Source organism: Kribbella sp. NPDC051587 (assembly GCF_044453945.1).
GTDB lineage: Bacteria > Actinomycetota > Actinomycetes > Propionibacteriales > Kribbellaceae > Kribbella.
The window spans coordinates 217,201-241,817 of record NZ_JBITDE010000007.1 but is presented as its reverse complement, the minus strand read 5'-3'; the positions used below and the strand labels follow the sequence as shown (position 1 = coordinate 241,817).

25 protein-coding genes are annotated in these 24,617 nt (G+C 68.5%); 12 read left to right on the top strand and 13 right to left on the bottom strand.

Translation table 11 applies throughout. The features are described 5' to 3' along the window. Positions 1–6: 6 nt before the first annotated feature. Positions 7–1,134 carry a sensor histidine kinase gene (locus ACIA49_RS25350; protein ID WP_396379801.1) on the top strand — a complete coding sequence of 376 codons (1,128 nt, stop codon included), beginning with the start codon at positions 7–9 and terminating at the stop codon, positions 1,132–1,134. Here the strand turns inward: ACIA49_RS25350 and ACIA49_RS25345 are convergent. After that, the gene (locus ACIA49_RS25345) at positions 1,123–2,337 is read right to left on the bottom strand and encodes an alpha-hydroxy-acid oxidizing protein (protein WP_396379800.1); all 1,215 of its coding nucleotides are present in this window, start codon (positions 2,335–2,337) and stop codon (positions 1,123–1,125) included. The two genes, ACIA49_RS25350 and ACIA49_RS25345, sit on opposite strands and share 12 nt — an antisense overlap. 82 nt (positions 2,338–2,419) lie before the next feature. On the opposite strand from ACIA49_RS25345, the gene ACIA49_RS25340 reads away from it, so the two are divergent. Beyond that, the gene (locus ACIA49_RS25340; protein ID WP_396379799.1) at positions 2,420–3,106 is read left to right on the top strand and encodes a FadR/GntR family transcriptional regulator; all 687 of its coding nucleotides are present in this window, start codon (positions 2,420–2,422) and stop codon (positions 3,104–3,106) included. Here ACIA49_RS25340 and ACIA49_RS25335 read toward each other — a convergent pair. Continuing rightward, positions 3,082–3,546, bottom strand: a complete 465-nt coding sequence (locus ACIA49_RS25335) for a DUF6069 family protein (RefSeq protein WP_396379798.1) — start codon at positions 3,544–3,546, stop codon at positions 3,082–3,084. The two genes, ACIA49_RS25340 and ACIA49_RS25335, sit on opposite strands and share 25 nt — an antisense overlap. A 131-nt stretch (positions 3,547–3,677) precedes the next feature. Here ACIA49_RS25335 and ACIA49_RS25330 point away from each other — a divergent pair, with 131 nt between their 5' ends. From ACIA49_RS25330 to ACIA49_RS25310, 5 genes are all read left to right on the top strand, one after another. After that, positions 3,678–4,832, top strand: a complete 1,155-nt coding sequence (locus ACIA49_RS25330; RefSeq protein WP_396379797.1) for a sensor histidine kinase — start codon at positions 3,678–3,680, stop codon at positions 4,830–4,832. Further along, the gene (locus tag ACIA49_RS25325; RefSeq protein ID WP_396379796.1) at positions 4,829–5,491 is read left to right on the top strand and encodes a response regulator; all 663 of its coding nucleotides are present in this window, start codon (positions 4,829–4,831) and stop codon (positions 5,489–5,491) included. Before ACIA49_RS25330 ends, ACIA49_RS25325 begins: the two co-directional genes overlap by 4 nt. Positions 5,492–5,500: 9 nt before the next feature. Continuing rightward, positions 5,501–6,166, top strand: a complete 666-nt coding sequence (locus tag ACIA49_RS25320; protein ID WP_396379795.1) for a response regulator — start codon at positions 5,501–5,503, stop codon at positions 6,164–6,166. Between the two features lie 188 nt (positions 6,167–6,354). Further along, entirely contained in the window at positions 6,355–7,269 is a 915-nt protein-coding gene (locus tag ACIA49_RS25315) for an ABC transporter ATP-binding protein (RefSeq protein ID WP_396379794.1), read from the top strand. Beyond that, the gene (locus tag ACIA49_RS25310; RefSeq protein ID WP_396379793.1) at positions 7,259–8,104 is read left to right on the top strand and encodes an ABC transporter permease subunit; all 846 of its coding nucleotides are present in this window, start codon (positions 7,259–7,261) and stop codon (positions 8,102–8,104) included. The genes ACIA49_RS25315 and ACIA49_RS25310 overlap by 11 nt, the downstream gene beginning before the upstream one ends. On the opposite strand, the gene ACIA49_RS25305 is transcribed toward ACIA49_RS25310, so the two are convergent. Genes ACIA49_RS25305 through ACIA49_RS25290 form a run of 4 tightly spaced genes read right to left on the bottom strand, consistent with a single transcriptional unit; the run spans position 8,097 to position 13,417 of the window. Continuing rightward, a complete protein-coding gene (locus tag ACIA49_RS25305) occupies positions 8,097–9,365 on the bottom strand; it encodes a glycoside hydrolase family 125 protein (RefSeq protein ID WP_396379792.1) in 1,269 nt (422 codons plus the stop codon). The genes ACIA49_RS25310 and ACIA49_RS25305 overlap by 8 nt on opposite strands. 28 nt (positions 9,366–9,393) lie before the next feature. After that, a complete protein-coding gene (locus ACIA49_RS25300) occupies positions 9,394–10,617 on the bottom strand; it encodes an ROK family protein (protein WP_396379791.1) in 1,224 nt (407 codons plus the stop codon). Beyond that, positions 10,614–12,191, bottom strand: coding sequence for a hypothetical protein (locus ACIA49_RS25295; protein WP_396379790.1), 1,578 nt, complete (start codon positions 12,189–12,191; stop codon positions 10,614–10,616). The genes ACIA49_RS25300 and ACIA49_RS25295 overlap by 4 nt, the downstream gene beginning before the upstream one ends. A gap of 29 nt (positions 12,192–12,220) precedes the next feature. Next, positions 12,221–13,417, bottom strand: a complete 1,197-nt coding sequence (locus ACIA49_RS25290) for a cysteine desulfurase-like protein (RefSeq protein ID WP_396379789.1) — start codon at positions 13,415–13,417, stop codon at positions 12,221–12,223. A gap of 122 nt (positions 13,418–13,539) precedes the next feature. Between ACIA49_RS25290 and ACIA49_RS25285 the strand changes: the two genes are divergently transcribed. Beyond that, positions 13,540–14,496 carry a DMT family transporter gene (locus ACIA49_RS25285; RefSeq protein WP_396379788.1) on the top strand — a complete coding sequence of 319 codons (957 nt, stop codon included), beginning with the start codon at positions 13,540–13,542 and terminating at the stop codon, positions 14,494–14,496. Between the two features lie 59 nt (positions 14,497–14,555). Here ACIA49_RS25285 and ACIA49_RS25280 read toward each other — a convergent pair whose 3' ends face one another. The 5 genes from ACIA49_RS25280 to def all read right to left on the bottom strand — a co-directional run bounded on the left by ACIA49_RS25280 (position 14,556) and on the right by def (position 19,494). Then, a complete protein-coding gene (locus tag ACIA49_RS25280) occupies positions 14,556–15,431 on the bottom strand; it encodes a DUF559 domain-containing protein (protein WP_396379787.1) in 876 nt (291 codons plus the stop codon). Positions 15,432–15,562: 131 nt separating this feature from the next. Beyond that, complete coding sequence (locus ACIA49_RS25275; protein ID WP_396379786.1) at positions 15,563–16,564, bottom strand: DMT family transporter; 1,002 nt, start codon at positions 16,562–16,564, stop codon at positions 15,563–15,565. A 57-nt stretch (positions 16,565–16,621) separates the two neighbouring features. After that, positions 16,622–18,004, bottom strand: a complete 1,383-nt coding sequence (locus tag ACIA49_RS25270) for an RsmB/NOP family class I SAM-dependent RNA methyltransferase (protein WP_396379785.1) — start codon at positions 18,002–18,004, stop codon at positions 16,622–16,624. Then, entirely contained in the window at positions 17,997–18,923 is a 927-nt protein-coding gene (fmt, locus tag ACIA49_RS25265) for a methionyl-tRNA formyltransferase (protein ID WP_396379784.1), read from the bottom strand. The genes ACIA49_RS25270 and fmt overlap by 8 nt, the downstream gene beginning before the upstream one ends. Positions 18,924–18,945: 22 nt before the next feature. Then, on the bottom strand, positions 18,946–19,494 hold the full coding sequence (gene def, locus ACIA49_RS25260) for a peptide deformylase (RefSeq protein WP_396379783.1): 549 nt from the start codon (positions 19,492–19,494) through the stop codon (positions 18,946–18,948). Positions 19,495–19,654: 160 nt separating this feature from the next. Between def and ACIA49_RS25255 the strand changes: the two genes are divergently transcribed. Next, positions 19,655–20,953 (top strand): C39 family peptidase, encoded by a 1,299-nt coding sequence (locus ACIA49_RS25255; protein ID WP_396379782.1) that lies wholly within the window; start codon positions 19,655–19,657, stop codon positions 20,951–20,953. Positions 20,954–20,958: 5 nt separating this feature from the next. Further along, entirely contained in the window at positions 20,959–22,101 is a 1,143-nt protein-coding gene (locus ACIA49_RS25250) for a hypothetical protein (protein ID WP_396379781.1), read from the top strand. Here ACIA49_RS25250 and ACIA49_RS25245 read toward each other — a convergent pair. Next, a complete protein-coding gene (locus ACIA49_RS25245) occupies positions 22,088–22,699 on the bottom strand; it encodes an HAD family hydrolase (RefSeq protein WP_396379780.1) in 612 nt (203 codons plus the stop codon). The two genes, ACIA49_RS25250 and ACIA49_RS25245, sit on opposite strands and share 14 nt — an antisense overlap. Positions 22,700–22,739: 40 nt before the next feature. Here ACIA49_RS25245 and ACIA49_RS25240 point away from each other — a divergent pair, with 40 nt between their 5' ends. Both ACIA49_RS25240 and ACIA49_RS25235 read left to right on the top strand, forming a co-directional pair. Then, on the top strand, positions 22,740–22,862 hold the full coding sequence (locus ACIA49_RS25240) for a hypothetical protein (protein WP_396379779.1): 123 nt from the start codon (positions 22,740–22,742) through the stop codon (positions 22,860–22,862). Continuing rightward, positions 22,844–23,389 (top strand): suppressor of fused domain protein, encoded by a 546-nt coding sequence (locus ACIA49_RS25235; protein WP_396379778.1) that lies wholly within the window; start codon positions 22,844–22,846, stop codon positions 23,387–23,389. The genes ACIA49_RS25240 and ACIA49_RS25235 overlap by 19 nt, the downstream gene beginning before the upstream one ends. Here ACIA49_RS25235 and ACIA49_RS25230 read toward each other — a convergent pair. After that, complete coding sequence (locus ACIA49_RS25230; protein WP_396379777.1) at positions 23,378–24,583, bottom strand: MDR family MFS transporter; 1,206 nt, start codon at positions 24,581–24,583, stop codon at positions 23,378–23,380. The two genes, ACIA49_RS25235 and ACIA49_RS25230, sit on opposite strands and share 12 nt — an antisense overlap. Between the last annotated feature and the right edge of the window lie 34 nt (positions 24,584–24,617).

The window sequence follows — 24,617 nt, the reverse complement described above, 5'->3', positions numbered from 1 at the left end:
CGTACTGTGAGCTTCGACCACTGGCCCCAGGTACGGCGGATAGCTCTGCCTCTGGTGCTGTCCGTGATCGGGGTGGTCGGGTCGATCGGTGCGTCGCGGAACGTCCATTTCGAGCATCGGGCCGCGGACTGGTTCATGGTGCTGCTGATCCTGAAGGGGACGGTGGCGCTGTACTGGCTGCGCACCCACCCGATCCCGGTGCTGTGGGCAACGGTCGCCTCGACGCTGATCTACATGCTGATGCAGTACCCGTACGGCCCGGTGATCATCCCGTTCATCATCGCGGTCTTCTCGAACATCCGGCGGGGGAACCGCCTGGTCGGGTGGTCGGCCCTGGCCGCGCTGTACATCGGGCATGTCGGCGGGCGGCTGCTGCTCGGCATCAACGAGCAGGGCATCTACCAGATCATGCTGGTCGGCTTCTTCTTCGTCTTGCTGGGCTGCATCTCGGAGCTGTTCCGAGCACACCGCGACCGGGTGACCGCGTCGGAGCGGACGCGGCGGGAGGCTGAGCTGCGGCAGGCCAGTGAGGAGCGGCTCCGGATCGCGCAGGAGCTGCATGACGTCGTGGCGCACCACATCTCGCTGATCAACGTGCAGGCATCCACTGCACTACACCTGGCGGACCGTCAGCCCGAGCAGGCCGCTCCGGCGCTTGCCGCCATCAAGGACGCCAGCAAGGAGGCTCTGGTCGAGCTGCGCTCGATCGTGGGCATCCTGCGCCAGAACGACGAGTCAGCACCACGGCAACCGGTCGCCGGACTGGACCGGCTGGAGCACCTGGTCAGTCGGACCGCCATGGCAGGTCTAGAGGTGCACACCGCGATCCATGGCGAGTCACGACCACTACCGACCGGTCTGGACCGTGCTGCGTTCCGGATCATCCAGGAGTCGCTGACAAACGTCGTACGGCATGCGAAGGCGACCGCCGCGACCGTGCGGATCCAGTACGGCGAGGAGTCGCTCGTGATCCAGGTGGACGACAACGGGCAGTCGCTGGCCGGTCCCCCGACCGAAGGCAATGGGATCGTCGGCATGCGTGAGCGAGCCACTGCGCTCGGCGGGACGCTGGCGACGACCCGCACCCCCGTTGGCGGCCTGCGGGTCGTCGCTACGTTGCCGCTAGGCGGGTAGACGCACGTGTGACGGGTTGAGTTCGGCGACGCTGGAGACGCCGAGCAGGGCCATCGTGCGCCGGACCTCCTTGGTGAGGATGTCCGCGGCGCGGGCGACGCCGCGCTGACCGCCGGCCATCAGGCCGTAGAGGTAGGCGCGGCCGACCAGGCAGGCGTCGGCGCCCAGAGCGATCGCGGCGACGATGTCGGCGCCGGACATGATGCCGGTGTCCAGGTAGATCTCAGTCTCGGTACCGATCGCCTTGCGGACCTCGGGCAGGATGCGCAGCGGGGTTGGGGCGCGGTCGAGCTGGCGACCACCGTGGTTGGAGAGCACGATCGCGTCCGCACCGGCCTCGACCACGCGACGGGCGTCCTCGACGGTCTGGATGCCCTTCACGATCAGCGGTCCGTCCCAGATCGAGCGCAGCCAGTTCAGGTCGTCGATCGTCATCGTGGGGTCGAAGAGCTTGTCCAGCAACTCGGCGACCGTACCGTCCCAGCTGGACAGCGAAGCGAAGGTCAGCGGCTGGGTGGTGAGCAGGTTGGCCCACCAGGCCGGGTGCATCGACGCGTCCAGGACAGTCTTGGCCGTCAGCGACGGCGGGATGGTGAAGCCGTTGCGTACGTCGCGCAGCCGGGCGCCCGCGACCGGTACGTCGACCGTCAGCATCAGAGCCTCGTAGCCCGCGGCGGCGGACCGCTTGACCAGGTCCTCACCGAAGTCGCGGTCCTTCCAGACGTACAGCTGGAACCACTTCCGCGCGTCGGGGGCCGCCGCGGCGACGTCCTCGATCGAGGTGGTGCCCATGGTGGACAGCGCGTACGGGATGCCGACCTGCTGCGCGACCTTGACGACCGCGCTCTCCCCCTCGTGGTTCATCATCCGGGTGAAGCCGGTCGGGGCGAACGCGAACGGGAGTTCCGAGCGGGTGCCGAGGATCGACGTACCGAGGTCGATGTCGGAGACGTTGCGCAGGATCGACGGCTGCAGCTCCATCTCGGCGAACAGCCGGCGGGCCCGGCTCAGGCTGATCTCGGCCTCGGCGGCACCGTCGGTGTAGTCGAAGACCGAGCGCGGTGTCCGGCGCTTGGCGATCGTCCGGAGATCCGCGATGGTGAGCGCTTTCTCGAGGCGGCGCTCGGTCGCGTTCACGGTGACCGGCTTCGCCCGCAGCAGGGGCTTCAGCTCGGACCATTTGGGGAGTTGTCGATCGGTCATCAGAGGGCTCCGGAGCAGGCGGACGTCATGTGGTCGGACCACAGCCTACCGTGTGGTCCGACCACACGGGTAGAGTCATCGCGTGAAGAACTACGAGCTGGTGCTGCATCGGGTCGAGGCCGACCTGGCGGCCGGGCGGCTGCGGATCGGTGGGCGCCTGCCCGGAGAGCGCGTTCTCGCGGAGCAGCTCGGGATCAGCCGGCCGTCGGTGCGGGAGGCCGTTCGGGTACTCGAGGCGATGGGCGTCGTACGGACAGCGACTGGCTCAGGGCCGGAGGCGGGCGCGGTGATCGTGGCCGAGCCGGTGTCGCCGCTGACCGCCGTACTGAGGTTGCATCTGGCAACGAATCATCTGCCGATGGGTGATGTGGTGCAGACACGCATCCTGCTCGAGTCGTGGGCGGCTCGCGAGGCGGCTGGGAGGTCGTTGGAGCTGGACTCGGTGGTTGAGCTGCTGGATCGGATGGATGCGCCGGGCTTGTCGCCGGAGGCGTTTCATCTACTCGACGCGGAGTTCCATGTAGCGCTGGCGGGGTTGGCCGGGAACGTACTCATCGCCGCAGTGATGGAGTCGTTGCGGTCGGCAATTCACGGGTATGTGCTGGCCGCCGTACCGAATCTGCCGGATTGGGAGGCGACGGCCGTGGGCTTGCGGGGTGAGCACCGAGCGATCGTCGCGTCGCTCGCGGCCGGGGATGCGGACGGCGCGGCCGGGTTGGTGGCCGCGCACATCCAGGGGTTTTATCAGGCTGCACAGTTGCCTTCGTAGCAACGGGCCTTCGCCGAGAGCGCGGTGCGGTGCAGGCCGACGATGACGATCGCGCCGACGAGCAGGTGGAACGACGCGAGGCCGAGTTTGGCGCCGACGCCGATGCCGCCGGTGAGGGGGCTGCTGAGCGACATCAGGCCGCAGATCACCGCGACGATCGTCCAGGCCTTGCGGGCGCCGATCGCGTAGTGCTCCAGGATGGCCAGGAGCGCCCAGCCGGCGAAGGCAAGCAAAGCTGTGGAGATCGCGACGGCGGGGGCACCGACGTGCTGCAGTACGCCGCCTTGGCGTGCATCGAGCGTGAGCCCGCCGACGGGGACGAGGATCGCCCACCACGCTGCGGAGGCGATCGTCGCGACACCGACGACCAGCAACCTGCTGCGATCGGTACGGCGCTTGGCCGGCTGAGCGATCGGGACGGACGAGGTGATGGTCTGCATTTCGGCCTCCGGAGAGTGGTTGATGGGATCACGGTGACTGAGAACAGGACGTGGGGGCATCGGTCCGACGGCTGCGGGGCTTCTACTTTGGTCGGTGGTGGGCAGACGCCCGGCGGCTTAGGGTTTTGGGCATGGAGCTACAGGACTGTCCGCCGACGGGGCGGCGGTGGGTCTGGGATGTATGGGTCGTGTTCGCGGTCGGAGCGCTGACGGCCTTGACGATCGTTGGGCGACTGGCGGATGCCAGTCATCCACGGTGGGTCGGGCTGGACGTGACGATCGGGATTGTCAGCACAGCACTGATGGTGCTGGTGCCGCGACGGCCGGTGCATGCCGCGGTGGCGCTCGCCGTACTGGCGGTTTTCTCGCCTGCTGCGACGCCGGCCTCGACGGCGACGACGATGGGGATCGCGCTGCGGTTGCCGCAGCGGATGGCGATCATCGTGACCGCGATCCAGATCGGGGCGCACCTGATTCAAGGGGCCTGGCGGCCGATCGGGAATCTTCCGTTCCTGTGGTTCGCGGTGCTTGATGTCGCGGTGCATGTGGCGATGCTCGGCTGGGGCCAGTGGATTCAGGCGCGGCATCAGCTGCTGGCGAACCTGCTGGAGCGAGCGCAGCGGGCGGAGGCTGAGCAGGGGCGGCGGGTTGCGGAGGCACGGACGGCCGAGCGGACGCAGATGGCGCGCGAGATGCACGACGTGCTGGCGCATCGATTGTCCTTGCTGGCAACGTATGCGGGCGCGCTCGAGTACCGGCCGGACTCGTCGCCGGAGAAGCTGGCGCAGGCCGCAGGCGTGATCCGCACCGGGGTGCATCAAGCGCTGGAGGAACTGCGTGAGGTGATCAGCGTGCTGCGCGACACCGAGATCGAGGAGGGACCGGGCGGACGGCCGCAGCCGACGTTCGGGGATGTGGAAGGGCTGGTGGCCGAGTCGCGGGCAGCCGGTACGACGGTCGCGTACGACGAACAGGTGGACGAGGCGACGTCGTTGCCACCGGCAACCGGGCGGACGGCGTACCGGGTGGTGCAGGAAGGGCTGACGAACGCGCGGAAGCACGCAGCCGGGCACCCGGTGACGGTCACCGTGACCGGCCGCCCGGGGACCGGGTTGCGGATCGCGCTGACCAATCCGGGATCGAACGGCGTACCGTTGGCTCCCGGAAGTGGGACCGGGCTGGTTGGCTTGACCGAGCGGGTGCAGCTGGCCGGCGGGACGCTTGATCATCAACGGGAGCCCGGTGGTGGGTTCCGGCTCGAGGCCTCGCTACCGTGGCCGGCATGACCTCGCCTGAACCAACCATCCGGGTGCTCGTGGTGGACGACGATGCGCTGGTGCGCGCGAGCCTGGAGATGATGCTCGACGGCGCGAACGGGATCGCGGTGGTCGGGCAGGCGGCCGATGGCGACGAGGTACCGGCGGCGGTCGACGCACACTTCCCGGATCTCGTGCTGATGGATCTGCGGATGCCGCGCGTGGACGGGATCGTCGCGACGCGGCGGGTCCGCGCCCGGCCGAATCCGCCGGAGGTCGTCGTACTGACGACGTTCGACACCGATGAGAACGTGCTGCACGCGCTGCGCGCCGGGGCGAGCGGGTTCCTGTTGAAGGACACGCCACCGGCTCAGATCGTCGAGGCGGTACGGCGGGTTGCGGCCGGTGATCCGATCCTCTCCCCCGCGATCACCCGGCGCCTGATGGACCGGGCGGCGACGCAGGCGGACGCGCATACGATCGCGCAGGAGTCGCTGAAGCGGCTGTCGCCGCGCGAGTACGACGTGATGCTGGCGGTCGCGCAGGGGAAGGCCAACGCGCAGATCGCTGGTGAGCTGTATATGAGCCTGGCGACGGTGAAGGCGCACATCTCGCACATCCTGACGAAGCTGGAGCTGGGGAATCGCACGCAGATTGCCTTGCTCGCTCATGACGCTGGGCTCGCTTAGTGTGTGCGCATGATCAGGGTGTTGCTGGCGGATGACCAGGCGTTGGTGCGGGCGGGATTCCGGGCGCTGCTGAACGCCGAGGACGACATCACCGTGATCGGTGAGGTGTCCGATGGGGCCGAGGCCGTCGCGGTGGCGCGGGCGGAGAAGCCTGATGTGGTGCTGATGGACATCCGGATGCCGGGGACCGATGGACTCACGGCGACGCGGATGATCGGTGCGGATGAGGCGCTGGCCGACGTACATGTGGTGATCCTGACGACGTTCGATCTCGACGAGTACGTGTTCGAGGCGTTGCGGGTCGGGGCCAGCGGGTTCCTGGTGAAGGACACCGAGCCGGTGGAGTTGCTGCAAGCGGTTCGCGTTGTGGCGCGCGGGGATGCGCTGCTGTCGCCTGGGGTGACTCGGCGGTTGGTGGCGGAGTTCGCCAGTCGGAGCCGGCAGCCGCATGCGAGCAAGGAGCTTGATGTACTGACCGAGCGCGAGAAGGAGATCGTCGCGCTGGTCGGTGAGGGGTTGTCGAACGACGAGATCGCCGAGCGGCTGGTGCTGAGCCCGGCGACCGCGAAGACACACGTGAGCCGCGCGATGATCAAGCTCGGCGCCCGCGATCGGGCGCAGTTGGTGGTCGTCGCCTACCAGACGGGCTTGGTCCGGCCAGGCTGGCTCGGGTGAAGGCGGACCCCAGCCACTCACCAACCTCCCGCCGCTGTCCACCGCTGAGCGTGGACTAGCTCTCCGATCCGCGTAAATCGCGACTTGGTGAGTGGGGGCGGTCCGCGCTCTCTACTCCGCGCGAGGTAGGCGGGGTCACTCCCGGTGGGCGACGCGGGCGATGGCCCTTCACCGGCAGGCTCTTGGGTATGAACGAGACAGGGGTTCCACTGGTCGAGGTGATCGGCCTGACGAAGAGGTACGGCGACACGCTCGCGGTCGACGGGGTCGACCTGACGGTTCTGCCGGGTGAGGTGTACGGGTTCCTGGGGCCGAACGGGGCGGGGAAGACCACGACACTGCGGATTCTGACCGGGTTGATCGCGCCGACGAGCGGGAAGATCAAGGTGCTCGGTGGGCGGCCCGGGAGCCCTGACATCCTTGGGAAGACGGGGTCGATGATCGAGTCGCCCGCGTTCTATCCGTACCTCTCCGGGCTCGACAACCTGCGCCTCTTGGCCGAGTACGCCGAAGTGCCGCGGCTGCGGGTCGACGAGGTGCTGGAGTTGGTCGATCTCAAGGACCGCGCCCGCGACCGGTTCTCGACGTACTCCCTGGGGATGAAGCAGCGGCTCGGCGTGGCGGCGGCGCTGCTGAAGGATCCGGAGCTGGTGATCCTGGACGAGCCGACCAACGGCCTCGACCCGGCCGGCATGCGCGACATGCGCCGGCTGATCCGCGAACTCGGGTCGGACGGGCGGACGGTTTTGCTGTCCAGTCATCTGCTGGGTGAGGTACAGCAAATCTGCGACCGGGTCGGCATCATCGACTCCGGCCGGATGGTTGCCGAGCACAACGTCGAGGACCTGCGCGGTGAGCAGGAACTGATCGTCCGCGCCGAACCACAGCAGACCGCGCACGCCGTACTGACCGCGTTGCTCGGCCCGAACACCGTCCACCGGTACGACGAAACGCTCCGGGTGCAAGTGGATCCGGGGCGCGCGGCCGAGGTGAACCGGGTGCTCGTCGAGGCCGGGGTTGCCGTGTCCGAACTGCACAGCACCGAACGCGCTCTCGAGGACCTGTTCTTCGAACTGACCACGGAGAAGGCCGATGTTGGGTAGCTATCGCGCGGAACTCCTGAAGCTCCGCAAACGCTCCGCCGTCTGGGTCCTGTTCGGCGCCGGTCTGGTCCTGAGCCTCATCTTCGGCTACCTCCTCCCCTACCTCGGGTACGTCACCGGCGACGACAATCCACAGACGACCGGCGTCCCGCGCGACGCGGTTCTGGCCGGCATGCTTCCGGCGCGAGTCATCGACAACACGATCGGCGGTTACCCGATCTTCGCCGGGGCGCTCGCGCTGGTGCTCGGTGCGATCGTGATCGGCGGCGAGTACACCTGGGGGACGCTGAAGACGATCTTGACCCAGCGCCCTGGCCGCGCGACGATTCTCGGCGCCCAGTTCCTCGGTCTGGCCACGATGATCGCCCTGTGGGTGCTCGGGATCTTCATCGCCTGTTCCCTGTGCAGCATCGGAATTGCGGCCGCCGAGAACGGAGCAACCGACTGGCCCAGCGCACTCGACCTAGTGCAGGGGCTAGCGGGAGGCTGGCTGGTGTTGATGACGTGGTGCTTGGCCGGAGCAGCACTGGCCGTTGCCTTCCGCAACGTCGCGCTGCCGATCGGACTCGGGGTCGTGTGGATCCTCGGCATCGAGACCTTGCTGGCCGGCGTCGTCAACAGCCTGCTGCCCGACCTCAAGTTCCTGTCCAACGCGCTTCCCGGCGCCAATGCCGGTTCGCTCGTGTTCGCGGTGACCGGGATGGCCACCGGCGACGCACCTCCCGGCGTACGGGATGCGGTCGGCGGCGGCCGTGCCCTGCTAACGCTCGTCGGCTACTGCCTCGTCTTCGCCGCGCTGGCTGCGTGGACGACCAGGCGGCGTGACGTCACTTGATGCCGGCGTGGACCAGGGCGAGCTCGCAGAACATCGCGTTCGCCCAGGAGAACCATTCGCGAGTGAACTGCGAAGGGTCGTCGACATCGAACCCTTCGTGCATCAGCCCGGTACCACCGGTCGTGTCGCGGAGGAGCTCCAGCAGTTGCTGGCGTTCCTCCGCAGACGTGCTCGAAATCCCCTGCACTGCAAGGGCGATGTGCCAGATGTAGCGCGGCGGCGTGTGCGGACTACCGATGCCAGAGGCAACCGAACCGCTGTAGTAGTAAGGGTTCTCCGGGCTCAGCAACAATTTCCGGGTCGCCAGGTACGTCGGGTCGTCGGGCGCGGCGAAGCCGGACAAAGGGGCGCTCAGCAACGAAGGCATGTTGGCGTCGTCCATCAGCAACGCCTCCCCCATGCCGTCCACCTCGTAGGCGTAGACGCGACCGTGGACCGGGTGATCGACCGTCCCGTGCCGAGCGATGCCGTCCTCGATCGACGACTTCAGCTCCTTGGCCCGCGCCGCCAGCGACTCGTCGCCGAGGACCTCGACCGCGATCTCCTGCAGATACCCGAGCACCACGGCCGCGAACATGTTTCCCGGCACGTTGAAGCCGAGATCCGTCGCGTCGTCACTCGGCCGGAACGCGCTCCACGACATCCCGGTCGGCTGCGTCAACCGGCCCAGCCCGTCGCGCACGAGTGAGTCCGACGGCCGGTCGTCGTGGCGCTGGAACCGGTACGGCGATCGCGCCTCGTGATCCTGCTCGACCGTCCACAGCTCGAGGATCGCCTCGGCCGCCGGCCGGAACCGCGCGTCGATCACGTCGGCCCGGCCCGTTGCCTTCCACAACTTGTAGGCGAGGTCGAGCGGGAAGCAGAGCGAGTCGATCTCGTACTTGCGTTCCCACACCCACGGCGACATCTCGGTCTCGTCGGAGGTGTGCCCGGCTCCGTTGGCCTCCTGGTTGAAGGCGTTCGCATACGGATCCAGTACGACGTACTCCAGCTGCCGGTGCAGGACGCCGATCAGCACGTCCTGCAGACCCGGGTCGTCCTGGCACAGCAGCAGGTACGGGCGGAGCTGAGCCGCGGAGTCGCGCAACCACATCGCCGGGATGTCACCGGTCAGCACGAACGTCGTACCGTCCGGCAGCCGTTCGGCCACGGCCGGAAGGTTCTCGGCCATCGACCGCCGGAACATCTCCGCGATCACGTCGTCCCCACTGGCCGCGCGGACCTTCTCGGTGGCGCGGGCCAGCACGTCGGGATCGATCATCAGACTCCACTACCTTTCGACAACGGGGCTACCTTTCAGCAACGAGTTCGCGTTCCGGCGAGAACGTGTGGTCCAGCACCAGGCTGCCGGCTCCGATCGCCCCGGCGTCCGCGCCGAGCGCCGTACCGGTGACTTGGACGCCGTGGATCGTGCGGACCGTGAAGCGGCTCTGCAGCGCGGTCCGGACACTGTCGGTCAGCAGCGGGGCGAGCTGCTCGTAGTACGGTCCGCCGAAGACCACCCGGTCCAGGTCGAGCAGGTTCGCCACGTCCTCGACCACTGTGGCGATCCGCTCGGCCAGAGCCGTGATGATCTCAGCCGCGGCACCAGGCCCGGCGGCGGCCAGCGTACACAGCCGGACGAAGGCCGCATCCACCGCCTGCCGGTCGTCGAGGTCGATGCTCTGGGCAAGCACTCCGGCGTGGATCGCCTGGTGGACGAGGTAGCGCGGCCGGCTCGACTCGCCGACGCAACCCCGGCGCCCGCAGAAGCAGACCGGTCCGTCCGGGTCGGCGATCAGGTGGCCGATCTCGCCGGCGTTGCTGGACGAGCCGCGAACGACCTCGTCACCAAGGACCAGGCCGGCGCCGACTCCGGTCCCGAGGTAGAAGAAGACGAAGTTGCCCGGTCCGCTGACCCATTTCTCGGCAGCAGCCGCCGCGGTGACGTCCTTGTCCAGCAACACCGGCAGCCCGGTTCGCTCGCGCAGTTCGTCACGCAGCGGCACCAGGTGCCAGGTGGAGAGGTTCGGCGGGTCGACGACCACGCCCCGCTCGACGTCGATCGGACCGGGCGCGGCGATTCCGACGCCGATCACTCGACTGCGGAGCGCCGCCGACTCCGCGATGACGGCCTCGACGGTGTCCGCGATCGCGTCGATCAGAATGCCCGGATCGTCGTCCAGGGGCGGGGCGAGCTGGCGCCTGGCGACCACAGCGCCGGTCAGATCGAGCAGTACGACGGTGACGACCGCCGGGTCGAGATGGACGCCAACGGCGTACTGGCCGGCGGGCTCGAGCTCCAGCAGCGTGCGGGGCTTGCCGAGGCCGGTGCTCTTCTGCCGACCAGCTTCGCGGACCAGGCCCGCGTCGAGGAGCCGGCGGATGATGTTGGAGATGGCCTGACCGGATAGGCCGGTCGCTGTCGCGAGCTCGACCCGGCTGAGCTGCTCACTCCGACGGATGGCATCGAGGACCACTGCGTCGTTGTACCCACCGACACGATCGAGATTCGTCCCGCGACGGATACTCACGACACGGGCTGCGCTTTTTCTTCTTGGGCCCCCCAGGGCTGGGACCAGTCGTAGTGGATCGTGCCTCCCCCGCTGCGCCATTCCGTCGGGGTGGTGTTAACCAACCAGTCGGTTGGTTCGATTCCACCGGCGTCACCGCCGTCGAGCGCTAGCCGGATCCCGGCGCTGAGGGCCCGATCGATGCGCTCGGTGCGGGCTGATGGATCGATAGACAAGAACAGCGCCGTACCGGATCGGGCGATCAGGTCGAGGAAGCGTTCGTTCAGCTCCCACGGCGTCTGCGGGGTACACGGCACGCAGTCCGCGTCGACGGTGAAGAACCGCCCGTGCTGCGGTAGCCGGAACGCGAGCGTGTTCACGCCCATCTTGCGCGTCCGCTCCCAGTCCCGCCCGGAGGTGTCGTCCCCGGTCCGCTGTACGTCGACCAGCCCGGCCGCGAGATGCCCGACCGTGTTGCACCCGATCAGTACGACGTCCTGCGCCGCGTCCCGGATCTCGCGGTAGAACGCGAGCACGATCTCGGCCGTCGTCCGGCTCGGATCGTGCAGCTGCCAACCACTCTCGGTCAGCCGCGATCCCATCGCCGGCCCGAAGGCGCCGAACACGTCGTACGTGCTGAAGTCGTGTTTGACCAGCTCGAACCCCCAGTCCTTGAACCGGGTCAGGTCCGCGCGGACCAGGTCGAGCACCTCCGGGTACGACGGATCGAGCGCGCGGCCCGGCTTGTCGTGCGGACCGGGTCTGGCGTGCGGGCTCGACGAGCGGACGAGGAGCGGCCGGAACCACAGTCCGGGTCGAGCGCCGAGCGCCCGGATGGAGGCCGCCGTACCGGCAAGGTCGTCGAAGACGCCAGGGATGCCTTGGTCCCAGGGACCGCCGGAGGCGATACCGCCCGGATACCAGCCGTCGTCGACCACGCTGAACGGTTTGATCGGGTGGCCGTCGGCGAGCTCGACGATGGTGGCGGCGTCGGTGAGGACGGCCTTCTCGTCGAAGTTCTCGCCGTACGCGTAGTACCAGTTGTTGGCCCCGACCACCGGCGCGGGCTCAGGTCGCGCCGGCAGTCGGGAGCTCATGGTGGCGACCGCTGCCTCGAGGGTCAGCCACGGGGTTCCTGCATCGTCGAATAGTCGGACGGTAGCTGCTCGGAGGGTCCGTCCGCCGAGATTCGTCGGGCCGCCGCCGTTGCGGAGGTCGAGCCAGAGCGTGGCGCCGTGTGTATCGACGGTCCAGGCGGCGAACGCATTCGGCTGCACCTCGACCCCGAGGCCGGTCGTGCGGCCGGTGGCAGGGTCGTGGATGAGGAAGTACCACGGGAGCAGACGCTCGGGCTGCTGGTGCCGCCACTGCAGATCGCCGTACGAGCGCTCCCAGGCGTCGCCGAGGATCAGCGCGTCGGCCGGCAGCGGATACGACCAGCGCAGGGCGACTCGGGTGACGGTGTCCGCGGTGACCTCGATCGGCCCGTCGAGCCAGCTGACGTCGACGCCGGCGGCCGACCACGTGGCGTCGCGGCGGGTGGCCGTGATCAGGTCGTCGCCGCTCTGGACGAAGACCGCGCTGGGTTCCCTCACCTGACCCCCCTCGACTTTCCCCATTGACTTTAGTTAGTGGCTTCGGCGAGCGTCAAGACACCCTCCACCAGGCGGTCGACGTCGGATTGGTCCGTGTACGGCGCGAGTCCGGCGCGGACGGCTCCGTCGGTGAGGCCGAGGTGACGGGCGGGTTCGTACGCGTAGAACGTGCCGGCTGGCGCGTTCACCCCAGCCTGCGCGAGATGTGCGGCGACCGCGCTCGGCGCGTGACCGTCGAACGTGAACAGCAGCGTCGGCGTACGTCGGGCCGCGTGACCGTAGAGCGTGATTCCCTGGATGGCCTTGAGGCGGGCCTCGAGATCGTCCCGGAGCGCGTCCTCGTGGGCCTCGACCAGGCGCAGCGACTCGTTCAGCCGCTCGCGCCGAGTCGCGCCCTCGCCACCCAATGCCGCAATGAAGGCGACAGCGGCCGTCGTACCGGCGAGCAATTCATAGGGCAGCGTGCCCAGCTCGAACCGCTCCGGTACGACGTCGGTCGCGGGGAGCAGCTTGTCCGGACGGAGCGTCTCGAGCAGCTCCGGATGCGCGGTCAGCACGCCGAGATGTGGCCCGAAGAACTTGTACGGCGAGCAGGCGTAGAAGTCGGCGTACGACGTATCGGCCGGGGCGTGCGCGGTCAGGTGCACACCGTCGACGTACAGGAGAGCGCCGACCGCGTGGACCTGCTCAGCGATCTGCTCAACGTCGGGCCGAGTTCCGAGCAGGTTGGAGGCACCGGTGACGGCGACCAGCTTCGTCCGCTCGGACAGTAGTGGCGCGAGATCGTCGAGCTCCGAGGTCTCCCGATCGAACGACAGCCAGCGGACGGTCGCGCCGACGGCCTCGGCGGCCTGCACCCACGGACGGACGTTCGCGTCGTGGTCGAGGCGGGTGACAACGATCTCATCGCCAGGCCCCCAGGACTTCGCGAGCGTGCGGGAGAAGTCGTAGGTCAGCTGGGTCATGCTGCGGCCGAACACGATGCCCTCGGGCACGGATCCGAGCAGGTCGGCCATCGCCGTACGGGCGTCCCGGACGATGCCGTCGGCCCTGCGCTCGGCCGGTGTGAGCTGACCGCGGTTCGCGAGGGCCGAGGTCATCGTGGTCGCGACAACGTCGGCCACGGCCTGTGGAGTCTGCGATCCACCGGGTCCGTCGAAATGCGCGGCCCCCTCGGCGAGTGCCGGGAACTGCTTGCGGACCGCGATGACATCGAAGGCACCCATGCCCGCCATCCTCTCCCGCCGAACCGGTTCTGAGCCAGGCCCTGCCCGCGGCCGGACAAACCTCTGCCCGGATCCAGAAATCACAGTACGAATTGTCGGCAGCGTGGTGCAGGATGTCAGGAGTGAGCACCCCTGCGACTACTGACACGATCCCGACCCGCGCGTGGCTTCCGACCATGCTGACCCTGGCCGCCATCTGGGGTTGCAGCTTCCTGTTCATCTCCGTCGGCGTGCGCGAACTGCCGCCGCTGTATCTGGCCCTGGGGCGAGTGATGGCGGGCGCGATCGTGCTGCTGCTGTTCCTCGCGTTCAAGCGTGAAGCACTCCCCCGCGACCCGCGGCTGTGGGCCCACTCGTTCGTGGTCGGCGCGGTCGGATCAGCGATCCCGTGGACCCTGTTCGGGTACGGCGAGGAGCGCATCCCCTCGCTGCTCGCCGGCATCTGGAACGGCATCACCCCGCTGGTCGTGCTGCCGATCGCCGTACTGATCTTCCGCACCGAGCTCTTCTCGCTGCAACGCGGACTCGGCCTGGTGATCGGGTTCGTCGGCATGCTCGTCGTACTGGGCGCGTGGAATGTCAGCGGCGGTGCGGATCTGACCGGCCAACTCCTGTGCATGCTCGCCGCGATCAGCTACGGAATCGCCGTTCCGTACCAGAAGCGCTTCCTCGCCGGGACCAAGGTCTCCGGGACCGCCCTGTCGGCGACCTTGCTGCTCTGCGCAATGGTCCAGCTCGCGATCGTGGCCCCGATCGTCACCCGCCAACTGCCGCCCGCACCGTGGTCCCTATCGATCGAGGTCCTCGGCAGCGTCCTGGCCCTGGGCGCCCTCGGCAGCGGCATCGCCTTCGTCCTCAACATGCGCAACATCCGCCTGATCGGCGCCAGCCGCTCCTCGATGGTCACCTACCTGATGCCGGTCTTCTCGATCCTGGTCGGCGTCATCATCCTGCGCGAACACATCACCTGGTACCAACCAGTCGGCGGCCTCGTCGTCCTCCTCGGCGTCGCCATCTCCCAAGGCGTCTTCACGGTGAAGCGTCGGACGGTCGTTGTCGCAGCCGAACCGGTGAGTTAGCGGACCGCCCCCACTCACCAACCTCGGTTCCAGCCGGAGCCGCACGCTCAGCGCAGCCGTCAGGCAGCACGCAGAGCAGAGTTGGTGAGTGGGGCAAGTCCGCTCGCGCGCTCGACCGACGTCACCACCCACCGGCCGTCGAACCGAATGTCCTCCCAGCTGAAGCGGAGGATGCGCCAGCCGCGCACCGTCAGCCCGACCTGCCGTCGGCAGTCTCGAGCGAGTGCCTGCCGACCACCGTGGTGCTCGAACCCGTCGGCTTCGAGGCCGAGCCGGAGTTCGGGGTGCGCGAGGTCGATCCGCGCCGAGAACTCCGCGTCGTGAACCCGTACCTGGGGAACGAAGCCTTCGAGGCCGGCCTCGATCAGCAAGGCCCGCAGAGCAGATTCGAGCACCGACTCGGCCCTCAGGTCGGCGAGTTCGGCCACCTGCAGAATCCGGCGTCGATGGGGACCGCGGATGGCGGACGCGGCCGCCAGCAGTTCGTCGTGGTCAACGGCCCTGGCGCGCAGCGCCGAGTCCGCCACGGCAAGCGCATCCGCGAGGGGCAGCGTGCGAATGCAGTCGAGTACGGTCCGGAGCGGAGTGGTGACGTCGTCGAGCACCGGGACCTCTGCCCAATGCAGTGAGCACGGAAGCCCGGTGAGCCGCCGGACCCGGCCGGGCCGCAGCGTGATGTGCGGCAGGGTGGGGCGATTGATCACGCCGAAACCCCAGTGCTGCGCCGCACTGAGGTGGGAGACGACGCCGCCGTGGCTCCGGGCCGCCGTCAAGGCGACTGGGGAGGTCGGCAAGGCGTAGACGCCCTTGGCCACCCGACGGATGTGACCGTCGGCCAACGCGGTGCGGATGGCTCGCGCGGACATCACCGCCCGCAGGTCCCCGAACGTCGCCACTCCGCCTCGTCTGCCCAGCATCTCGGCCACTTCACTCATGTCTTGATGGTGAAGGTTCCCGCCGATTCGCCGCGGAAGTTATCCACAAGCGGACCGCCAACACTCATCAACCTCCGAAAAACGCGGCGGCGGCGCCTCGGCTGAGCGTGGAGCTCCTCGCGCCGGCGAGGTTAGTGAGTGGGGGCGGTCCGCCTCAAATTAGGCACCGCCGCCACCACGACGGCGATCAGGGCCAGGAGGGTGCCGGCTACGACGGGGAGGGTGATGGCTTTGTCGGAGGCGGGGATGACGAGGTCGATGACGAGGCTGGCGATGAGTTGGCCGGCGATGGTGCCCAGGCCGAGGACGAAGACGCCGACGACGCGGACCACGGCGGCGGCCGAGCTGATGAAGATGACGCCGCAGGCGCCGCCGATGTAGAGCCAGGGGTTGCTCGGTAGGTGGTTGGGGAGGCCGCGCGCCGCGAGGTCGACGACGAACACCACGAGTAGGGCAGAGACGCCGACGCCGAAGTTGATGACGCCGGCCGCGACTGCGCCGTACGGGCCGTCGGCGGCGGTGCGGGCGACGCGGCCGTTGATGGCCTGTTGGACGGCGGTTGCGACGCCGCCGAGGGCTGGCAGGGTGGCGAGCAGGAGGCCGTTGGGGTGCGCGAGCTGGTCGGAGACCGCGAGTACGACGGCTGCTAGGGCGACCGCGGCGCCGACGATCCGCAGGGTGGTGAAGTCCTGCGGTCCGGCCGGGCCGAACCCGAGCCGGTCGACGACCAGACTGCTGACTGCCTGGCCCGCGACCACGGCCACGGTGAAGACGGCGACTCCAATGATGTGCACGGTGATCGACTGGACCGCGACCAGCCACGCACCGCAGAGCCCGCCGATGCACTGCCACCAGCGCAGACCGCCCGTGTTCCGCGGGTCGCGGATGGTGCGCCAGACCCGGCTGAGCGAACCGCGGATCCGCGGAACCAGCGCAGCCGCGATCATCAGGATCACGAACCCGCTGCCGAACGAGATCAGCGCCGCCGGGATCCCGTCGCCGAGGATCTCGCCGAGGCCGCCGTTCACCCGGGACTGGATCGCCACCAGCATGCCGATCCCGAAGGCCGCGGTGAGGCCGATGAGCTGCTGCCGGCGGACGGAGGTCTCAGGACGAACGGCGGTGGCAGTCACCCCTCCATCATGACCGTTCCACTGAATGCACCTGACACCAGGTCCAGCTGGTGAGCCTCAGCTCCGCCGGATCAGCGCCAGGTACATCGCGTCAGTGCCCTGCCGGTGCGGCCACAACTGGACGTCGGGACCGGCGCCGAGCTCGGGCACATCCGGGAACAGCTCCCGAGCGTCCTCAAGCGTCGCGTCGTCCCGCTTCGCCAGGACAGCGTCAACGACTGAGCGAGTCTCGTCGGGGTGCGGTGAGCACGTCACGTAGGCGACGACTCCACCGGGGCGCACCGAGGTGATCGCCGAGTCGAGCAGGTCCTCCTGCAACGGCCGCAGCTCCTCGATGTCCTCCGGCGTACGACGCCAGCGCGCCTCCGGCCGACGACGCAGCGCACCGAGCCCGCTACACGGGACATCGGCGAGAACCCGGTCGAACGAGCCTTCCGCCCAGGTCGGCTTCGTACCGTCTCCCACCAGCACCTTGTGGTCGCCCGGGATCGCCCGCAGGTTGGCCCGAACGAGCTCGGCGCGGTGCTCGAGCGGCTCAACCGCGGTCAGCGCACCCTCGCGCTTCTCCACCAGAGCCGCGAGCAGCGCCGACTTCCCACCGGGACCCGCGCACAGGTCAAGCCACGACGTGTCCGAGCCCTCGATCGGCGCGTTCGCCAGCGCGAGCGCAACGAGCTGCGAACCCTCGTCCTGGACTCCGGCCCGGCCGGTTGCCACGGCGGCGATCCGGCCGGGATCACCGCCGCTCTGCAGGACAGCGGCGTACGGCGAAAACTTCGCGCGACTCGCGCCCGCCTCGATCAACTCGTCGACCGTGGCCAGCCCGGGGCGGGCGACCAGCGTCACGCGGGCGGGTTCGTTGTCGGCGTCGAGCAGGTCTTCCAGCTCGTCACCGTCGCCCAGCAACTGCGCGAACGCCTCGACCTCCCAGGTCGGATGGGCCTTGGCGACCGCGAGGTGCAGCAGCCGGTTCTCCTCGATCGACGGCGCGACCGTGTCGATCCACTGGTCGAACGTGCGCTGACTGATCTTGCGCAGTACGGCGTTCACCAGGCCACTGCGCTTGTGACCGATCTCGGCCCGGGTCAGCGTGACCATCTCGTTCACCGCGGCGTACGAGTCGACGCGCATCCGGAGCAGCTGGTGAGTGCCGAGCGTGAGGATGTCGAGCAGTTCGGGGTCGAGCTCGTTCAGCGGGCGATCGACGCAGCGGGCGAGGAAGGCGTCGTACGTGCCTTGCCAGCGCAGCGTGCCGTGCACGAGCTCGGTGCAGAACGCCGCGTCGCGACCGGCCAGGCGGGCGTCGCGCAGCGCCTTGTTCAGCACGAGGTTCGCGTAGCCGGACTGGGAGGTGACCTGGCGGATCACCCGATAGGCGACCTGCCGCACCTTGTCCGGCCGCTTCTGCGGCTCACGATTTCTCGGGGTACGGTCACTCACCGAGCTTGTCCTCAGGAGTGATGCGGATGCCGCGGGCCCAGTCGGCCGCGGCCATCGGCTTCTTGCCCTGCGGCTGGACGGTCAGCAGCTCGACCGCCTTGCTGCCGGTACCGATCACGACAATGGACTTGGTCGCCTGAAGCTCACCCGGCTTCAGCTCGTCCTCGGTCAGCCGCACCGCGAGCACCTTCAGCCGCTCACCACGGAACGTCGTCCACGCGCCTGGCGCCGGGTTGCACCCGCGAACCAGCCGATCCACGCGCAACGCGGGCGCGGTCAGATCCAGCTCGGCGTCCTCGACGTTGATCTTCGGCGCCAGCGAGACACCGTCGGCCGGCTGCTCCTGCGCCTGCAGGATCCCGTCCTCGATGCCGTCCAGCGTGTCGACGAGCAGCTTCGACCCCGACTCGGCCAGCCGGCCGAGGAGGTCACCCGAGGTGTCGGTCGGACCGATCGGTTCAGTCAGTACGCCGAACACCGGTCCCGCGTCCAGCGCCTTGACGATCCGGAACGTGCTGGCTCCGGTCACGTCGTCGCCCGCGATGATCGAGTGCTGCACCGGCGCGGCGCCCCGCCAGGCCGGGAGCACCGAGAAGTGCAGGTTCACCCATCCGTGCTCGGGAATGTCCAACGCTGCCTGAGGCAACAATCCGCCGTACGCGACGACGGGGCAACAATCCGGCGCGATCTCGGCCAGCCGGGCCAGGAAGTCCGGGTCACTGGGCTTGACCGGCTTCAGGATCTCGATGCCGCCGAGCTCCTCGGCGTACTGGGCGACCGGCGAGGCGACCAGCTTGCGGCCACGCCCGGCCGGAGCGTCGGGCCGGGTGACCACGGCAACCAGTTCGTGGCGGCTGGCAACGATCGCGCGCAGCGCCGTGACGGCGGGTTCCGGCGTACCGGCGAAAACAACTCTCACAGTGCAAATCCGTTCGCGAGGCTCACAGGCCGAATCCGTTCGTGGGGTGGGGCGAGACCTTGATCTGCGGCGGCCCGGACAGGCCGGACCACTCGGCTTCGCGGATCGCCTTCATCGCCTGTTTGCGGGTCGCGGTGTCGAGGCGGTCGACGAACAGGATGCCGTCCAGGTGGTCGGTCTCGTGCTGGATCGCGCGGGCCAGGTACTCGGAGCCCTCGATGACGACGGGATCGCCGTACATGTTGAAGCCGCGGGCGACCACGGACTGGGCACGGCGGCAGTCGAAGGTCAGGCCGGGGATGGACAGGCAGCCCTCGGGGCCGAACTGCTCGTCGGCGGACAGGGTGAGCTCCGGGTTGATCAGGTGGCCCAGTTCACCGTCGACGTGCCAGGTGAAGACGCGCAGTCCGACGCCGATCTGCGGCGCGGCCAGGCCGGAGCCGGGCGCCGCCTGCATGGTGTCCGTGAGGTCCGCGACCAGGCGGCGCAGCTCGGCGTCGAAGTCGACGACCGGCACCGCCTTCGTGGTCAGTACGGGGTCGCCGAACAGGCGGATGGGTTGGACCGACACAGACTCTCCACAACGTTCCACTGACCAGGACCGAGCAAGTCTAGTCCGCGCGCGGCGGGTGGCCGGGACCGGTGGGGGCTGCCATTTGTTGCCTCAGACACGTACTGTGTTCCCAGGCGTACCTACAGTCACTGTCGTCCCACGCCTAACGGGAGCCACAATGCCCACAGCAGCACGGGGGGCCACTCTGATCGTCCTGGGAGCACTTCTGGCCCAGGCGCCCCTGACCGCTTTCGCGTACCAGCCCCGCGACCCGGAGCTGATCCGGCCGGCCACACCGGCCCCATCTGCCGAACCGACCGTCGCACCTCCCACAGTCGAGCCCACCACCGCCGAGCCAACAGTCGCCAGTACGACGGTTGCCACGCCCCCGGCCGCGGAGTCATGGGGCGAGCTGAGCCAGCAGGTGGTCGACACCTCACCGAGTGATCTGCAAGCTGAGGACTCGGCGACGCAGGCTGCTTCGATGCTGCGGTGCTTCAAGCTCCAGGAGGAGAACTACTGCCTCGGGCTCGGGTTCGTGGACAAACTGCCGACGGGCGCCCAGGTTCAGGAGACGGTGACCGCACCGGATGTCTCCGCGGACGAGACCGACGGGGTCGAGCAGGACATCGACACCGGCGACCAGACCCCGCAGGCCTTCGTGGCCGAGCGGGCGGCGTTGCCTAAGGATGAGCGGGTCAGCGTCGAGCTCGACGAGATGCAGGCCGCGTGGGAAGGCCGCGAGAAGGCACGTGCGCTCCGGCTGCTGGACGCGGACTCTGATTCCGAGCGTTCATCCACCGAGGCCACTGAGGCCGCTCCGACACCGACGCCCACCCCGACTGCGACCCCGACGCGGACCACGCCGACTACCGGGCCGATCACACCGACCCCGGCTCCGCAGCCGCCGGTGCAGGTCGTGAAGCCGCCGGCGTCGTCGTACATCATGAAGGGCTTCCAGACCTCGCAGGACAAGGGGTACTGGTGTGGTCCGGCGACGTTCCAGTCGATCGACTGGGCCGACGACAAGCAGAAGGACACGCAGGGGTCGTGGGCCAAGGATCTCGGCTCGACCACCTCCGGGACCGGGATCTCCGCGATGGTGAAACAGACCAACCTGAAGACCGACTGGGATCTCGCGGCCGGGACGTACGTCGTCCAGAACGTCTCGCACTGGAACACGCAGAAGTTCTTCACCGTGCACCAGAACCACCTCGGTGACGGCAAGCCGGCGCCGGTGATCGAGCACGTGCAGCTGCTGAAGCGGTACTTCCCGTACCTGGCGTTCAACCACAGCGGTCACTACCAGGTCGGCCGTGGGTACAACCGGGCCAAGGGCACCATCGGGATCTTCGAGGTGTTCAACGAGCGCCGGTTCAACAGCCGCGGCAACGTCACCGACGGCCCGAAGAACATCCCGGCCGCGGCCCTGTTCAACGCGACGCTGGCCAACTCCTTCCAGAACATCGGACTGTGACCTGAATGCGTCGTACCACCGTTGCTGTAGGCATCTTGCTGGTTCTCGGGGTGGCCGGCTGCTCGTCCTCGGACACTTCGTCGCCCGAGCCGCAGCCGTCCACGCCTTCGTCGGGGAGCACTCCCCCGCCCTCGACCTCGACCACGCCGCCGGCGCAGACGAATACCGCCCTACCGGTCTGGGCGAAGGTGCTGCGGCAGCCGGTGAACGGGCAGCACCTCGTCACCCAGCAGCGCCGGTACGTCGTGACGCGGAGCAGCGACGACGCCGGGACCACGACGATTGCCGACAAGTCGAGTAAGAAGGTGCTCGTGCGGCACGTCCCCGCCAAGGGGTTCGTGGCGCAGTCGCCGGTCGTGATCGACGATCACTGGGCGCTGGTCGAAGACATCCGGTCCGAGGGCGCCGACCCCAAGATCAACGTCGTCCGGTACGACTTGAGCACCGGCCGCGCCGCCGGGCTCGGCAAGCTGCCGCCCGTCTCGGAGCCGGAGATCGGCGCGTACGACGGAACGTTCGCCTACAGCACCACTGATGCGAAGAACCGCTCCTGCCTGATCGTCGCGTCGCTCGCGAAGCTGACGTCACGAGAGGTGGGCTGCGTCGCGGCACCGGGCTACATCGCGGATCCGGTGGTGTCGTCGGACACGGTGACCTTCAGCTCGATCACCGCACCCGAGACCGCCGGCCGATGCAAGCAGGTGCTGACCGCCTCATTGTCCGGCGGTCCGGCTCGACCGGTGCCTGCAGCAACCAAGTGCATCCAGTGGAGCGGCGCTTCGGTGGGCGGGGCAACGGTCTGGTCCGAGGTGGCGGCGTCGGATCCGGATCAGTACCAGAGCAAGGCCTATCTGCGCGAGTCCGCGGATTCACCGTCGCGCGCGCTCGGCACCGTTGCGACCGACACGATCCTTGCCTGCGGCAACTGGATCCTCTGGGAGACGCGCGCGGTCGGCAGCAGCGGTGAGGAGTCGTTCCAGATCAACCGATGGACGGCCGGGCTGGCGAAACCGCAGCGGATCTACAGCGGCAAGCCCGGAATCGCGCTCACGCCGATGACCTGTCAGGACAACACGGTGTACGTCGAAGCCGCCGACCTGAACGGAAGTCCGGCGTACACCGAGGCCATCTCCGCTACTGCAAGTTGAGCCCGCGCTCACGCAGGTGGGCGCGGAGATCGGCCGCGCCGGTGAACAGTTCGGCGTCGATGCCGACAGCGCGAGCGCCGTCGACGTTGTACCGCATGTCGTCGGTGTAGAACGTGCGCGCCGGGTCGAGGTCGAAACGCTCGAGCAGGATCCGGTAGATCTTCTCGCCCGGCTTCATCGTCTGCTCGGCCCCCGACACGACTTCGCCGTCGAACACGGTCAGGATCGGGAACGCCTCCTGCGCCACCTCCCACTTCTCCTGGGAGAAGTTCGTCAACGCGTACGTCGGCAGCCCGAGCGCGCGGATCTCGTTGAGTAGCTCAGCGGTGTCCTCGAAGACGCCCTTGACCATCTTCAGCCAACCGGTGTCGTACGCCTCGATCCACTCACGGTGCTGCGGATGCAGCCCCACCAGCTCAGCCACAGCCTCCGACCAGGTCCGACCGGCATCCTGCTGCGCATTCCAGTCCGGCGTCGCCACCTCGGTCAGGAACCGCTTCCGCTGCTCCACATCCGGAATCAGGTCGGCGTACAGGTAGTCCGGACTCCAGTCCAGCAGCACGCCACCGATGTCGAACACCACCGCGTCGATCGTCATACCGGCAACCCTACGTGGACCTACCTCTATGATCCGGCGCATGGATGGATTCGTGGCGGCCGACGGCCAGCGGCCTGGGGTGGACGAGGCGATCGCGCAGCACATCGAGACGCACTTCGGCCGATCGATTACGTACTGCACGAGATGGCCGGGCACCTGGTGACCGTGCACGTCTACGTAGTCGGGCCGACCGATGAGCGGCCGTACCTGACGCTGATCACGTCCGGGATGAGCGAACTGGCGATGACCGTTCCGGAGGGTCACGGGATCAGTCCGTACGCCGAGTTGATGCTATGCCTGCCATCGGACTGGCCGGTGCAGGACGCGGGGTTGCCGGACGCGCCGATGGCCTGGCCGGTCGGCGTACTGAAGGAGGCGGCTCGGCTACCGCACGCGTATGGAACGTGGCTCGGTCCGTGGCATTCGATTCCTAACGGGGATCCGGCCACGCCTTATGCGCCCGAGACCGCCTTCTCTGGACTCGTGGTGACGCCCATGATCAATGTGCAGCCCGAGGCGCGCGTGATCGAGGTGGGCGACGGTACGACGATCAGCCTGCTGGCCGTGGTCCCGTTGCACCAGGCTGAGCTGGAACTGAAGCTGACCCAGGGCACGAACGCGCTGATCGCCGCACTCGACCGCGGCCGGGTGACCGAGTTGCTGGATCCGGCGCGGCCGTCATTCGCCTGAGGTCGCGTTCTGGGCGGATCGGGCGTGGATTGCTGGAGAGAGCGCGTACTGGGCGACGAAGACTAGTACGCCGAGGAGGGCTACGCCGATCCAGGTGGTGGTGGGGCCTAGGTGTTGGAGGGCGTTGGGGCCGGCCAGAGGGCCGATGACGGTGCCTAGGCCGAAGGCCATGCCGGAGACGCCCATGTAGCCGCCGCGGAGGTCGGCCGGGGCGAGGTCGGCGAAGACGGCGCCGATGACGGCGGCGAAGCCGATCTCGCCGATGGACCAGACGACGACGGACAGGGCGTAGCCCCAGACGGAGTGCACGACTGCGCCGAGGCCGAAGCCGAGACCGACGACGAGCATCGAGACTGCCAGCAGCTTGGGGCGGTCGAACCTTGTGAGCCACTTGTTGAGCAGCGGCTGCAGGAAGACGATCACGATGCCGTTCAAGGCGATCACTGTGCCGTACCACGAGGCTTTGAGACCGTCGTGGGCCATCGCGAGCGGGAGCGTCGAGTAGCCCTGGAAGTAGATCGTGGCGTAGCCGACCTCGATCAGTGCCATCGCGAGGAAGACGCGGTCGCGCAGTACGACGGGCAGCAGGGGCCGGCGGCTGGTACCTTCCTCGAGCTGTGGGCGGCTCTCCGGGACCATCGTCCAGATCACGATGCCGGCCACGACGGAGGTCGCGGCGTTCAGCCAGAAGAGCAGGCCGTAGCCGAGCGAGGCGAGGACGCCGGCGCTGACGGTCGAGACCGAGAAGCCGAGGTTGATCGCCCAGAACAGCAGGCCGTACGCGCGAACGCGCTCTCCCGGTTGCAGGAGGTCGGCAACGGTCGCCTGGACCGCGGGGCGGAAGAGGTCGCCGAGCAGGCCGACCGCGAAGGCCGTGGCCCAGATCATCGGCATCGATCGGGCGGAGCCGAGCAGGATCAGGGCCGCCGCCGTACCGAAGAAGCAGACCAGCATGGTGGCGCGGCGGCCGACGCGGTCGGAGAGCCAACCGCCGACGAGCTGCGAGACCACGCTTCCGGCGCCGACCGCGGCCGCCACGGCGCCCGCCGTACCGGCTGAGAGGTGGCGGTCCTGGGTCAGGTACAGGACGAGGAACGGTTGCACGAAGCTGCCGAGCCGGTTGACCAGCTGGCAGACCCAGAGCGCCCAGAATGCGCGGGGCAGGGTTCGTGGCGGAGCCGTGACGGTACTCATGGATCTACTGTCGGGACCGCCGAGGGTCACTGTC